General features: G+C 65.5%; 11 protein-coding genes. 7 read left to right on the forward strand and 4 right to left on the reverse strand.

Annotated elements, in window-relative coordinates:
* The 4 genes from HLH21_RS03705 to HLH21_RS03720 form a co-directional block, all read right to left on the reverse strand.
* The gene (locus tag HLH21_RS03705; protein WP_182941446.1) at positions 1–849 is read right to left on the reverse strand and encodes a class I SAM-dependent methyltransferase; all 849 of its coding nucleotides are present in this window, start codon (positions 847–849) and stop codon (positions 1–3) included.
* Positions 798–1,550, reverse strand: a complete 753-nt coding sequence (locus HLH21_RS03710; RefSeq protein ID WP_264811871.1) for a nucleotidyltransferase family protein — start codon at positions 1,548–1,550, stop codon at positions 798–800. The genes HLH21_RS03705 and HLH21_RS03710 overlap by 52 nt, the downstream gene beginning before the upstream one ends.
* A 43-nt stretch (positions 1,551–1,593) precedes the next feature.
* Positions 1,594–2,265: a flavin reductase family protein gene (locus HLH21_RS03715; protein ID WP_182941450.1), complete on the reverse strand. Its 672-nt coding sequence runs from the start codon at positions 2,263–2,265 to the stop codon at positions 1,594–1,596.
* 80 nt (positions 2,266–2,345) lie between these two features.
* Positions 2,346–3,800: a carbohydrate porin gene (locus tag HLH21_RS03720; protein WP_246379177.1), complete on the reverse strand. Its 1,455-nt coding sequence runs from the start codon at positions 3,798–3,800 to the stop codon at positions 2,346–2,348.
* Positions 3,801–4,528: 728 nt separating this feature from the next.
* On the opposite strand from HLH21_RS03720, the gene HLH21_RS03725 reads away from it, so the two are divergent.
* The 7 genes from HLH21_RS03725 to HLH21_RS03755 all read left to right on the forward strand — a co-directional run bounded on the left by HLH21_RS03725 (position 4,529) and on the right by HLH21_RS03755 (position 12,807).
* Positions 4,529–5,233 carry a gluconate 2-dehydrogenase subunit 3 family protein gene (locus HLH21_RS03725; RefSeq protein ID WP_182941454.1) on the forward strand — a complete coding sequence of 235 codons (705 nt, stop codon included), beginning with the start codon at positions 4,529–4,531 and terminating at the stop codon, positions 5,231–5,233.
* Between the two features lie 17 nt (positions 5,234–5,250).
* The gene (locus HLH21_RS03730; protein ID WP_246379179.1) at positions 5,251–7,017 is read left to right on the forward strand and encodes a GMC family oxidoreductase; all 1,767 of its coding nucleotides are present in this window, start codon (positions 5,251–5,253) and stop codon (positions 7,015–7,017) included.
* A gap of 10 nt (positions 7,018–7,027) precedes the next feature.
* Positions 7,028–8,347, forward strand: coding sequence for a cytochrome c (locus tag HLH21_RS03735; protein WP_182941457.1), 1,320 nt, complete (start codon positions 7,028–7,030; stop codon positions 8,345–8,347).
* Between the two features lie 46 nt (positions 8,348–8,393).
* Entirely contained in the window at positions 8,394–8,891 is a 498-nt protein-coding gene (locus tag HLH21_RS03740) for a GlcG/HbpS family heme-binding protein (protein ID WP_220789662.1), read from the forward strand.
* 62 nt (positions 8,892–8,953) lie between these two features.
* A complete protein-coding gene (locus HLH21_RS03745) occupies positions 8,954–9,286 on the forward strand; it encodes a hypothetical protein (protein ID WP_182941459.1) in 333 nt (110 codons plus the stop codon).
* A 469-nt stretch (positions 9,287–9,755) separates the two neighbouring features.
* Positions 9,756–11,447, forward strand: a complete 1,692-nt coding sequence (locus HLH21_RS03750; protein ID WP_182941461.1) for an alpha-keto acid decarboxylase family protein — start codon at positions 9,756–9,758, stop codon at positions 11,445–11,447.
* Positions 11,448–11,511: 64 nt separating this feature from the next.
* Positions 11,512–12,807: an MFS transporter gene (locus tag HLH21_RS03755; RefSeq protein ID WP_182941463.1), complete on the forward strand. Its 1,296-nt coding sequence runs from the start codon at positions 11,512–11,514 to the stop codon at positions 12,805–12,807.
* Positions 12,808–12,813 lie beyond the last annotated feature (6 nt).

Consider the following 12,813-nt stretch of genomic DNA (forward strand, 5'->3'; position numbering starts at 1 on the left):
TCAGGGCTTGCGCGCCATATACATCGGCGTAACGAAATGTCTTTCGACCTGGCCGCCGAATTCGTCTTCGACCAGACTGGTCAGGTCATCGAGCAGTTTTTGCCGTGCGTGCTCGCCGGCGTTCACGACTTCCGAAAATGTCGCCGCCAGGGCGCGGACCTGGCCCGCGTCCATCTGGATCGTCCACCGGAGAACATCCACGACCGGATCTTCAAACCCGGCCTGCTTCAGATCGGCGATCCGGGCGTCGATATCGAGCCCGAATGGCCGCCGCCCCGGCGCCCATGCCGGCGAACTCCGTAGACCCCGGAACAGGGCGCCCGCGCGCTGGTGAAACGCATCCGGTGCATCCGGATCGCCGAAAACGTTCCACCACATGGTCCACCAGCCGCCGGGCCTGAGTGCGCGGACAATTTTCCGCAAGGCTTCCCCCTGGGGCAACCAGTGAAACGCGGTCGCTGCAAAGCCCAGATCGTAGGCCCCATCGGGCAGGACCGCCTCTTCCCAGGAGGTCGCCATGATGTCCAGCATGGGCCAGTCGTTGCCTGCCAGATCGGCCAGATGCCGGGTGAGACGCGCATCCGGCTCCACGGCCGTCAACTGTGCCGGTCGGTCGGCCAGCAGGGGAAACGTGGCCTTTCCCGTTCCGGCCCCGATCTCGAACAGGCGCGCGCCGGTAATCGTGCATCGTTCCCGCAAAGCCGCATAAACGGCGTCCGGATAGGGCGGCCGGGCTGCCTCGTAGCTGTCGGGATTGCCGCCGAACGCTGTGCGCCCGGCCTGGAGCGGAAGGCTGCTCATGGTTCGCTCCTTGGTCGGATGCGCCAGGAGGACGGCGCGGGGCGGCAATCGCCATCGAACAGCGGCCCCCCATGGGGCTGCATTTCGCGTTCGGCGAGCGCAATGACGTCTTCGCATTTTCCTGACACAAACAAAATGCGGAAGGCGTGTTCGTACCGGACGGCCAGATCGGCATCCACGGCCGCAAGAAGCCGAGGCGCCCATTTGCCCGCACCGTTCCATCGGCCTCGCCCCCGCAATGACAGTTCGACCAGTCGAGGATACAGGGTGGCGCCGATCGCCAGGATCTCGCCTGGACGGCGTTCACCACGCAGGTCGTCGATTGCGTCCGTGATGTCGTAGCGCAGGGCATCGCGTTCGCCCGGCGCCAGCGGGGGCGGCCCGTCGGCGAGGCGCCGCGCCATGTCCCGTTGCAGCGCCCGCGCACGGTCGGCGTCTCCGATGATCTTGCCTTCGGCGATCATGTTGAGGATGCTGGGGCGACCCCGCGCCACATCCGCGTCCACGAACCACGCAAGCGTCTCCGGATCGTGGACGAATGCTTCGATCGGAAAGCCATCGGCGGTGAAAGATTCGCGCCGCGCCGTTTCCAGACGATCGTGGATCACCACCAGATCGATGTCGGACAGGTATGTGCCGTCACCCCGCATGATCGAACCCGCCGCAAACGCGAAAGCGGCGTCTGCATAGCGCGTGGCGACGACCGCCTTCGCCACAGTCAAGGCTTCGATCGGGGTCGGGATCGTCACGTCTCTCGCTGGCCCTTTCCGCTGTCCGGTCATATGCGCCGGTTCAGGCATCCGGGGCAGCATCCAGGGCGCGCACCATCGCCGTCACGTCGTCCTCGCCGGCCGGGCGGTTCATGTCGAACATTGCGTTCTCGGTGATCCCGGCATAGCGGCCCAGGCCGCCGGCGCGCAGGATGGGGTGGGCGCGGGCGGTGTCGTACACCCCGTCGACCAGCATGGCCCGGTCGATATGCACCGCGATGACCTCGCCCAGGATCATCCAGCTTTCGAGTTCCGCGCCTTCCTTGTCGCGAAGGGGGAACAATTGGGTCAGCCGGCATTCGAAATTGACCGGGCTGGCGTGGACGCGCGGCGCGCCGACCAGCCGCGCGGGCGCCTGCGCCAGGCCGGCCAGCGCGAATTCGTCCTGCGGCACGGCGGCGGAGGTCAGATTCATCCGGGCGGCCATAGGGCGGGTGGCGAGGTTCCACACAAATTCGGCGGTGTCACGGATGTTGGCCACCGTGTCCTTCCAGCCCACGCTGGCGAAGCCGATGATCGGCGGGCGATAGTTGAAGGCGTTGAAAAAACTGTAGGGCGCCAGATTGGCGCGGCCCTGGGCTGACCGGGTGGAAATCCACCCGATCGGGCGCGGCCCGACGATGGCGGAAAACGGATCATGGCGCAGCCCATGCCCGTTACGCGGCTCGTAGTAATGGACGTCGTCGCCTGCCATGAGTTCGTCCCTGCTTGCCAAGTCGTTTCCCGTGCAGACAGGATATGGGCAAGGAACGATCCGTCGTCGAGGGGCAGGCGCTACAGCGTGGCGATCACTTTCAGGCCGACCAGCGCGGCGTCGGGGATGCGGGACGTTTCACCGGGGCGGATCATGTACTGGAATTCCGGTTGCAGCGTGATGCCCTGCATCGGCGTGAAGCCGTAATAGGCCTCGATCACCGACGAATTGGTCTGCGGCGCCAGTACCATCGCGCCCAGCGGCAGACCGGCCTGCTGGCGGATCGCCTGGCCGTCATACAGCCGGTCGCTGACATGGTACCAGGAATACAGCACGCCGATCCGGTCTTTCGGCCGCGACGGGATGAAGCCGGGGAAGGACCCGCCGACATAGACCTCGTCGGCGATGGTCGAGACGTGGGGGGTGTTGTGCAGATAGCCCGCCATCACGTACCCGCCATCCATCTGGCCGTGTCCGCCGGCGCGGTAGATCATCTGGTCCGTCATGATCCAGACCGAATCCCGGGGCGCCGAGCTTTTCTGTTCGGCGAGCGCGGCCGGGACGGCGCCCAGCGAGTCCGGATAGCGGGTGCTGTCGTGGGCGAAGCCCAGCACATAGTGACCCGGCAACCGGTTCCGGCCCAGGAAAGGCTGCCAGGTGAATTCGATCGGCAGCATCAGGCCGGTGCTGGGCTCGCTGCCCCAGGCCCAGCCGCTGGGATTGCTGGCCAGCGGGGCCACGTTGTAGGCGCCGACCTGCAGCATCGTGTCGCGGGTCGGGCGCATGCGGAATCGCGCCCCCCAGGTGGCCTTCGGATACACGCTGAACCCGGCATCGACCTTCAGCGCCACCGGGGCCGAGCAGGTGACCATGAACGAGCAGATCAGCGGCGACGTGGCGAAGACGTGCGTCAGAGACATGCGTCCGAAGGTGACGTCCGCGCGGTTGTTCAGGAATTTCTTCTCGGCATAGAAATCCACCAGATGCGCGACCGAATGGCCGGACAGGCCGTACACTTCCATCAGGCTGATATAGGGTTCGCCCACCCGGTCGCGTGAGACCTCGCGGCCCACACGTTCCATGACCAGGGTATGGACCGTCCAGCCCTTCAGCCCGGCCATCCGTTCCAGGTCGAAATTGACCTGCAACGTCAGTTCGTGGACATAGTCCATGCCGCGCTGCTGCCCGCCATTGATGTTGGCCATGGCCTCACCCTTGTAGGTGAAGTTGAACGCCACGCCGTGTTGCGCCAGGCGGGATCGGAAAGGCTGCAACTGCGGAATCAGATGTCCCGATGCCTGTGCCGGGATGAAATACGGATCGGTCATGTCGGAGTCGCGCAGGGCGTCCCAGCGGTCCGGCAGCAATGACGACACCGCCTCGCCCCGGAACAGCGGGTCCAGTTCGTTCTTCAGCGGGGCGCGCGGCGATATCCCTGCCTTGGGCGGCACGGCCGCCCGTGGGGTCGAAGGTGGTGCGGCGTCCCGGGAGGTGACGGTCGGCGCGGCCTCGCCGGACGTGGGGACCGACAGCATAACGGAAAGAAAGACGCCTGCCATTTTTAGGGACTGTGGTATGCGGCGAAAGCATAGCGTCGCCATCACGCTGTATTTCATGTTCATTCTTCTGTTTTACTGCGTGTCACGACCGGATTTTTATGGCTTTATGACTTTTATGTGATCGTAACGAACAAGGGAAACATGCGGAAGGCATGTCGGATCGACGGTCGTACGTCCTGTCCTTGCAGGGAAAAAACGGTCCTGGCGTCGAGGCCGAAAGAGCTTTCCCACGATTTTCCATGATTTGAAATAGGGGTGACGGTATATCTGTTCAAATCGGTACGGATATACCGGGTCAATCCTGATTTCTTAGACTAACAATACTTGTTAACTTTTATGTGAACAAAAGGGGTGTGGTCCTTTTAATGTGTCGAGGATATTTATTTTTTGAAGAAGCTGTGTTGATCGCAAGCTGTGTGACCTTGGGTGGACAGAAGGCATCGCGATTTTTTTTGTTATAACAAACAATGGTCGCAAGGATAGAAAGACGGGCTATCGCAGGCGCATGTAAAGTTCATGTAAAGGCAGGGCTATCATGCGCTGCCGTCATCGCAATGGCCATGTCGATAAATATATAACGTTTAAGTAACAAAAAACGCCTGCACGCGGGTTTCGGGCGGCTGCGGCAGGGGGACGGAATGACCGGTCGTCCTGCCGTTCAGACATGGCGCGGCCCCGATATGCGAAAGGAACAGGATGTGAGCATGACCCAACCGGACCGGAGAGGTTTTCTCCGCACGCTCGTCTCGGCCGGCCCGGCCGCGGCCCTGGCCGTGGGCGCGGCCCCCGCGGTCGGCCATGCCGTGGAAACGCCCGAAGCGTCCGGCGGGGCCTACGCGCCGCGCTATTTCACCGCTGCGGAGTGGCGGTTCCTGCGGGCTGCCGCGGACATCCTGATCCCCGCCGACGAGAACGGTCCGGGCGGCGCCGCCGTCGGTATTCCGGAATTCATCGACGGCCAGATGGAGATGCCTTACGGGCACGGCAAGCTGTGGTTCATGGGCGGCCCGTTCCATCCCGAGGTGGCGCCCGAACTCGGCTATCAGCTCGACCTGGTGCCGCGCGATATCTATCGGCGGGGTATCGGGAATTTCGATGCCTGGTGCGTGAAGACGCATGGCAGGCCTTTCGCGGACCTCGCGGTCGCCGAACAGACCGCCGCGATGCATGACCTGGAAGCCGGCCGGATCGTCTTCGCGGACGTGCCCTCGGCCACGTTCTTCGGCTTTCTGCTGACGAACACGAAGGAAGGGTTCTTCGCCGATCCGATCCATGGCGGAAACAAGGGCATGGCCAGCTGGAAGATGATCGGCTTCCCCGGTGTGCGGGCCGATTACATGGACTGGATCGACCGTCCCAACACGCCATACCCCTACGGGCCGGTGTCGATTTCCGGCGAGAGAGCGTAAATCCGATGACCATCACCATGAAAAAGAAGGACGTGGTCCTGATCGGGTTCGGCTGGACCGGGGCGATCCTGGGCCAGGAACTGACCGAGGCGGGGCTGGACGTCCTGGCGCTGGAACGCGGCGAGATGCGCGACACGCCGACCGATGCGCGCTATCCGCAGGTGATCGACGAACTGGCCTATTCGATCCGGGGCAAGCTGTATCAGGACCTGTCGCGCGAGACGGTGACGGTTCGCCACGGGGTGGACGACCTGGCGGTGCCGTACCGCCAGCACGGGTCGTTCCTGCTGGGCAATGGCGTCGGCGGGGCGGGCCTGCACTGGAACGGCATGCATTACCGCGTCCTGCCGGAGGAACTGCAGCTTCGTACCCGCTACGAGCAGCGCTACGGCAGGCATTTCATCCCCGAAGGCATGACCATCCGCGATTTCCCCGTCACCTATGACGAGCTGGAGCCGTTCTTTACCAAATTCGAGTATGTGTGCGGAACGTCGGGCAAGGCCGGCAACCTGGGCGGCCGGAAGATCGAGGGCGGCAATCCGTTCGAGGGCCCGCGCAGCAAGGACTACCCCACGCCGCCGCTGCATAACGGTTATGGCGCCGATCTGGTCTGGAAGGGCGCGGTCGAGGCCGGGTTCCATCCGTACTACGCGCCGGCGGCCAATTGCTCCACGCCGTACACCAACCCCTACGGCGTTCGCCTGGGGCCGTGCAATTTCTGCGGGTTCTGCGAAAACTACGCCTGCTACATGTATTCCAAGGCGTCGCCGCAGACCACGATCCTGCCGGTCCTGCTACGCAAGCCGAATTTCGAGGTCCGGCCCCGCGCGCAGGTGCTGAAGATCAACCTCGATTCGACGGGAAAGAAGGCTACCGGCGTCACCTATGTCGATGGCAAGGGGCGCGAGATCTTCCAGCCGGCCGACCTGGTCATCGTCACGGCCTACCAGATGCACAATGTGCGTCTGCTGCTGCTGTCGGGGATCGGAAAGCCCTACAATCCGAAGACCGGCGAAGGCGTGGTCGGCATGAACTATGCCTACCAGGCGATGGGCGGGGTGGAGGTACTGCTGCCGTCGGGCACGCGGCTCAACCCGTTCATCGGCACCGGGGCGGGCGGCGTTTCGATCGACGACGTGAACGGCGACCAGTTCGATCATGGTCCGCTGGGGTTTGTCGGGGGCGCCAGCGTGCGTCATGTGCGCCTGGGCGGTCGCCCGATCCAGATGACCCCGACCGTGCCCGGCACCCCGAAATGGGGCAGCGCCTGGAAGTCGGCCGTCAAGGACACCTACCAGCGCGAACTGCATATCGACCTGTCGGGGTCGGTGGCGGCGTATCAGGATGTCTATCTCGACCTCGACCCGACCTATCGCGATTCATATGGCCAGCCGCTGCTGCGCCTGACCTACAACTGGCACGATAACGAAGCCCGGCTGATGCACCATGTCGGCGACAGGATCAGCGAGATCGCCAAGGCGATGAACGCGGAAAAATACTGGGTGACCAACCGGGTGACTCCCGGCGCGAAATACGATGTCCGCTTTTACCAGAGCACCCATACCACCGGCGGGGCGATCATGGGCGCCGATCCGCGCAACAGCGTGGTCAACCGCTACCTGCAAAGCTGGGACGTGCCCAACGTGTTTGTGATGGGCTCCAGCGCCTTCCCGCAGAACATGGGCTACAACCCGACCGGCCTGGTCGGCGCGCTGGCCTACTGGGCGGCCAAGGCCATCCGGGAGCAGTACCTGAAAAACCCCGGCCCCCTGGTGCAGGCGTAAGGAGGACCTGATGATGACCAGACATCTCTCCGCCGCCGCCCTGCTTGCCGGCCTGGCGTTCGCATCGGGCGGCGCGCACGCGGCCGACGATGCCCAGGTGGCGCGTGGCGCCTATATCGCCCGCGCCGGCGATTGCGTGGCCTGCCATACCGCGACGGGCGGGGCGCCCTTCGCCGGGGGGCTGGCCATCCAGACCCCGATGGGGCGGATCTATTCGACCAACATCACGCCGGACCCGGAGACCGGGATCGGGACCTACGATTTCGCGGCGTTCGACCGCGCGGTGCGTGGCGGGGTCAACCAGGCGGGCCACCGCCTGTATCCGGCCATGCCGTACCCGTCCTACGCCCGTGTCAGCCCCGACGACATGCAGGCGCTGTATGCCTATTTCATGCATGGGGTGAAGCCGCAGCATCAGCCCAACCGGCCCGCCGACATCGCGTGGCCGCTGTCGATGCGCTGGCCCCTGATGGTCTGGGACGCGATGTTCGCCCCGTCACCCGCGACCGCAACGGCGCCGCCGTCCGGTTCCGCCGATCAACTGGCGCGCGGGCGCTATCTGGTGGTGGGGCTGGAACATTGCGGGTCGTGCCATACGCCGCGTGGCTTCGCCCTGCAGGAAAAGGCGCTGACCGACGTGGACGGGACGGCCTATCTGTCGGGCGCGCCGATCGACGGCTGGCTGGCCAAGAGCCTGCGGTCGGACGGGCCTGACGGGCTGTCGGCATGGTCGGTGCGGGATATCGTCACGTTCCTCAAGACCGGCCGCACCGACCAGGTCGCCGCGTTCGGCGGCATGAAGGACGTCGTGGTCCACAGCACCCAGTATCTGAACGATGACGACCTGACGGCCATCGCCCTCTATCTCAAGAGCCTGGGCGGCAAGGGTGGCGCGGCGCCGGCGCTGCGCCCCGACGCCACGGCCACGACGGCGCTGCGGACCGGACACGACCTGCCGCGGGGCGGTCGCGTCTTCCTCGATAATTGCGCGGCATGCCACCGGACCGGCGGCCAGGGCTATGACGGCGTCTTCCCGCGCCTGGCGCTCAGTTCCGTCGTCAACAGCGCCGATCCGATGTCGCTGGTCCGGATCGTGCTGGAAGGGTCGCGGATGGCGCCCACGGCGGGCGCGCCGGCGGCCTTCGGGATGCCGGGCCTGGGGTGGCGGCTGGATGACCGGGACGTGGCGGATGTCGTGACGTTCATCCGGACAAGCTGGGGCAACCATGGCGCGCCGGTCAGCGCGGAGGATGTCGCGCGGATCCGCAGGACGATCAACAGCGGACCGACGCCGGAAAGCAGGAACACCGTCGATCCGTCACCATCGTGACGGCGGTCCGGGCGAAGCTCGGACGAAACCAGGGGGGAGTAAGACGATGATCGGCAAGACGGCACGCTATATGCCGGCGTTCTTCCTGGGGCTTGCGCTGGTCGCAGGCCCCATGGCGACACGGGCGGCGACGCCGGGGCTGGCCTCGCGGCCGGTCCTGACCCTGGCGCTGGCCGAACGTCTGCTGCAGGCCGCGCTGCATGAGGCCACGCGCAACGGGTGGCCCGGCGTCGTCGCCGTTGTCGACGATGCCGGGCAGGTGGTGGCCTTGGCGCGGATGGACAATGCCTATATGCGTGCCAGTGTCGATCTGGCGCCGGGAAAGGCCCGGACGGCGGTGATGTTCCGCCGTCCGACCGCGGTGCTGGAAGGCGCGATCGACGGGCCGCGCCCGGCGCTGGTGACGGCGCAGGGCTATGTCATGATGAAAGGGGGCGAACCCATCGTCATCGATGGCCAGGTCGTCGGCGGAATTGGCGTGTCGGTCGATACGCCCGATCATGACGAACAGATTGCACAGGCCGCCCTGACAGTATTGAAATAGACCCGGCCCCTCGGGGCCGGACCGCGCGTAGAAACATAAAAGCAAGAACGCGAGCGAATCACATGGGAGAGACCAGCCTGACCCGGGCCGAGGAGCGCTTCATACGATGGGCCTTCGGCACTTATTCGGGGCATAATCCATCCCTGTCGGACGGGATCATCCTGCCGACGTGGAAAAGCGGGCCACGCACCGGCCAGCCGCGCATCCCGGCATCCATCCGCGACCTGCTGGCGCGCGGGCTGTTGCGGGTCGCGGTCGAAGACGGGGCGCCGCGCGCTTATTTCACCCATAACGGCATGACGGCCGTGCGCCGGATGTTCGTCAAGCCCCGCTTCGATGCCGGACGCTATATCCATCTGCTGCGCGAAGTGGAGAACGGGGCCGATCCGGGCTGATCGCCGGCCCCGTCATCATGGCTTCTGTCAAAATCCGCGCCGGTTGATTCACATCAACGCGCCGCCCTTGCCGCGCGTCTATGGAAAGCGGGATCACGAGAGAATCCGGACGCTGCCGCACGTTGGGGGAATTCGGTTCTTTCGGGGGCGGTGCGTACAGACCCGGCCAGTTCCGGACGGTCCATGCTGTGACGGGAAATCCGTTTGTAATAACGGAAAAGGAAGAAGTCCCATGCGACGATTGGCCTTGTGTCCGGGGCCGGTCCGGATCCACGATCCCGCCGCGGGACGGCATATGGATGCGACCGCACTTATGAACGCACGATCGTCGTTATGTCTGGATTGTTCCAGGTTTCGGTCCGGACCTGGATCGGAAGACGTGCATGCCGGACGATGCTGTGTCCCGCGGGGCCCATGGAAGGGCCCGGCGGTTGGATAGCGGCTGTCAACAGGACAGGGAAGCACAAGAATGACATATACCGTAGGGATGTATCTGGGCGACCGGCTGAAGCAGATCGGCCTCGACCATCATTTCGCCGTAGCCGGGGATTACAACCTCGTCCTGCTCGATCAATTGCTGAAAATCGACGGGATGGAGCAGGTCTATTGCTGCAACGAACTGAATTGCGGTTATAGCGCCGAAGGGTATGCGCGGGCGAAGGGGGCGGGCGCCGCCATTGTCACGTTCAGCGTCGGCGCAATTTCCGCGTTCAACGCGGTCGGTGGCGCATATGCGGAAAACCTGCCGCTGATCCTGATTTCCGGCGCGCCGAACTCGAACGATCATGGCAGCGGGCACATCCTGCACCATACGATCGGCACGCCCGACTATGCCTATCAGATCGAGATGGCGCGCCGCATCACCTGCGCCGCGGTCTCGATCATCTCGGCCGACGAGGCGCCGGCGAAGATCGATCACGCGATCCGCACCGCCCTGCGCGAGCGCAAGCCCGCCTATATCGAAATCGCGTGCAACGTCGCCGGCGCGGCCTGCGCGCGCCCCGGCCCCGTCAGCGCCGTGCTGTCGCAGGTGCCCGGCGACGCCGCGACGCTGGAGGCGGCGGTCGAGGCGATCGCGGCCTTCCTGGCGAAGCGCGACAAGGTGGCGATCCTGGTCGGCAGCAAGCTGCGCGCGGCCGATGGCGGGGAGGGCGCGGTGGCGCTGGCCGACGCGCTGGGGTGCGCCGTGGCGACGATGGCCGCCGCCAAGAGCTTCTTCCCCGAAAACTATCCGAACTATATCGGCACCTATTGGGGCGAGGCCAGCAGCCCCGGCGCGCGCGAGATCTTCGACTGGGCCGACGGCATCCTGTGCCTGGGCTGCGTGTTCAACGATTATTCCACCGTGGGCTGGACCGCATGGCCCCGCGGCGCGAACGTCGTGCAGGCCGATATCGGCACGGTGACGCTGGACGGGCAGGTCTTTGACGGGCTGCACCTGAAGGACCTGCTGACGGCCCTGGCGGCGCGCCTGGCGGGCCAGCCGAAGAAGGGGGGCACGATGACGGAATACCGTCGTATCGTCGGCGCACCCGCGCCGGTGGACAGCGCGGCCCCGACCGCCAAGCTGACGCGCGCCGAAATGGCGCGGCAGATCGGCGCGCTGCTGACGCCCGAGACGACGCTGCTGGCCGAAACCGGCGATTCCTGGTTCAACGCCATGCGTATGAAGCTGCCGCAGGGGGCGCGCGTCGAGTTCGAAATGCAGTGGGGGCATATCGGGTGGTCCGTTCCCGCGACGTTCGGCTACGCCGTGGCGGAACCCAAGCGCCGCATCATCACCATGGTGGGTGACGGGTCGTTCCAGCTGACCGCGCAGGAAGTCGCGCAGATGGTGCGGCGCGGGCTGCCGGTGATCGTGTTCCTGGTGAACAACCACGGCTACACGATCGAGGTCGAGATCCACGACGGACCGTACAACAACATCAAGAACTGGGACTACGCCGGCCTGATCGAGGTCTTCAACGCCGGAGAAGGGAAGGGGCGCGGCTTCCGTGCGACCACCGGCGCCGAAATGGCCGAGGCCGTGCGGGCGGCGCTGGACAATCACGGCGGCCCGACGCTGATCGAATGCATCATCGACCGGGACGACTGCACCAGCGAACTGATTTCGTGGGGACGCCGGGTGGCGACCGCGAATGCCCGTCCGCCGGCGAAATAGCGGCAGGCAGGCTCTGGCCCCGCGCCATTCCGGCGCGGGGCACCTTCACGGGACGATGTGACACATGTCCGTAATATCCGCCAATTTTTCGGCCGCGCCCTCACAACGGGCCGACAAGGCGAACCCGTCCGCGCTGCGGCCGCTTTATGTGCTGGCCTGGTTCCTGTGCGCGGCCTTCTATTTCTACCAGTACGCCGTACGCTCGGCGCCGGGCGTGATGCAGGAAGAACTGACCCAGGCCTGGGGGGGCAATCATATCGGGTCGATGATCGCGGCCTATTACGTCGCGTACGCCCTGATGGCCCTGGTGGCGGGCGTCCTGCTGGACCGTTATGGCGCGCACGCCACCATTCCGTCGGGCATCGCCGTGGTGGCGGTGGGGTGTCTGGTCTTCGCCCAGGGCGGCGAGGCCGCGGGCATGGGTGGCTTCGTTTTGCAGGCGATGGGCGCGATCTTCGCCTTCATCGGCTCGTCCTATGTCGCGGCCCGTTACCTGCCGCCGCGGATGCTGGCGCTGTTCGTGGGGCTGACGCAGTGCCTGGGCATGGCGGGCGCCGCCTTCGGGTCCAAACCCGTTCATCTGCTGATCGATCCGGCGGGCGGCGTTCATATGGCCTGGCAGCAGGTCTGGCTGGGCTTCGCCGCCCTCGGCGCCGCGCTGGCGGTCGCCACCTGGGTGGTGATGCCGCGCGAGGGCGGCGACAGCCACGCCCATCACGGCCCGCTGTCGGCCGGCAGCCTGATGCTGCCCTTCCGCACGGTCTTCGCCAATCGGCAAAGCTGGATCGCCGGCGCCATCGGCGGGCTGCTGTTCGTTCCCACCACCATCGGGGCGCTGGTGTGGGGCACGCTGATGCTGCATGTGGGCGAGGGCACGTCGATGGCCTTCGCGGCGTCGGATGTCTCGATGGTGCCGATCGGCTGGGTCATCGGCTGCCCGCTGCTGGGCTACATCTCGGACCGGATCGGGCGGCGGCGGCCGGTGCTGATCGGGGGGGCGGCGGTGCTGCTGGCGGCCTGCCTGGTGGCTGTCTATGTCCCCGTCGGGATCATGCCGCGCTATTCGGTGGCGCTGGTCATGGGAATTGCATCCGGGGCGGCGATGATCCCGTTTTCCAGCATGAAGGAAATCAATCCGCCGCAACTGAAGGGCACGGCGGCGGGGGTCATGAACTTCATGGTGTTCCTGACGACCGGCATCATGTCGCCCGTCGTCTCGGCGTTGATGGGCAATGGCGAACAGGTGTCCATGCCGACGATCCAGCATGCATTCCTGCCGCTGATCGCCGGCGTCGCGGTGGCGATCGGCCTGGCGTTCTGCCTGCGCGAGACGGGATGGAAGGTGCATCCGGAGGGCTGAAACACG

This window comes from Gluconacetobacter johannae (assembly GCF_014174305.1).
Taxonomy (GTDB): Bacteria; Pseudomonadota; Alphaproteobacteria; order Acetobacterales; family Acetobacteraceae; genus Gluconacetobacter; species Gluconacetobacter johannae.

Excerpts from the sequence above, each read along its gene's own strand:
- HLH21_RS03720 (WP_246379177.1), bottom strand. The coding sequence starts at position 3,800 with ATGCTGTCGGTCCCCACGTCCGGCGAGGCCGCGCCGACCGTCACCTCC.
- HLH21_RS03735 (WP_182941457.1), top strand. The coding sequence starts at position 7,028 with ATGATGACCAGACATCTCTCCGCCGCCGCCCTGCTTGCCGGCCTGGCG.
- HLH21_RS03740 (WP_220789662.1), top strand. The coding sequence starts at position 8,394 with ATGATCGGCAAGACGGCACGCTATATGCCGGCGTTCTTCCTGGGGCTT.
- HLH21_RS03745 (WP_182941459.1), top strand. The coding sequence starts at position 8,954 with ATGGGAGAGACCAGCCTGACCCGGGCCGAGGAGCGCTTCATACGATGG.
- HLH21_RS03730 (WP_246379179.1), top strand. The coding sequence starts at position 5,251 with ATGAAAAAGAAGGACGTGGTCCTGATCGGGTTCGGCTGGACCGGGGCG.
- HLH21_RS03755 (WP_182941463.1), top strand. The coding sequence starts at position 11,512 with ATGTCCGTAATATCCGCCAATTTTTCGGCCGCGCCCTCACAACGGGCC.
- HLH21_RS03715 (WP_182941450.1), bottom strand. The coding sequence starts at position 2,265 with ATGGCAGGCGACGACGTCCATTACTACGAGCCGCGTAACGGGCATGGG.
- HLH21_RS03725 (WP_182941454.1), top strand. The coding sequence starts at position 4,529 with ATGACCCAACCGGACCGGAGAGGTTTTCTCCGCACGCTCGTCTCGGCC.
- HLH21_RS03750 (WP_182941461.1), top strand. The coding sequence starts at position 9,756 with ATGACATATACCGTAGGGATGTATCTGGGCGACCGGCTGAAGCAGATC.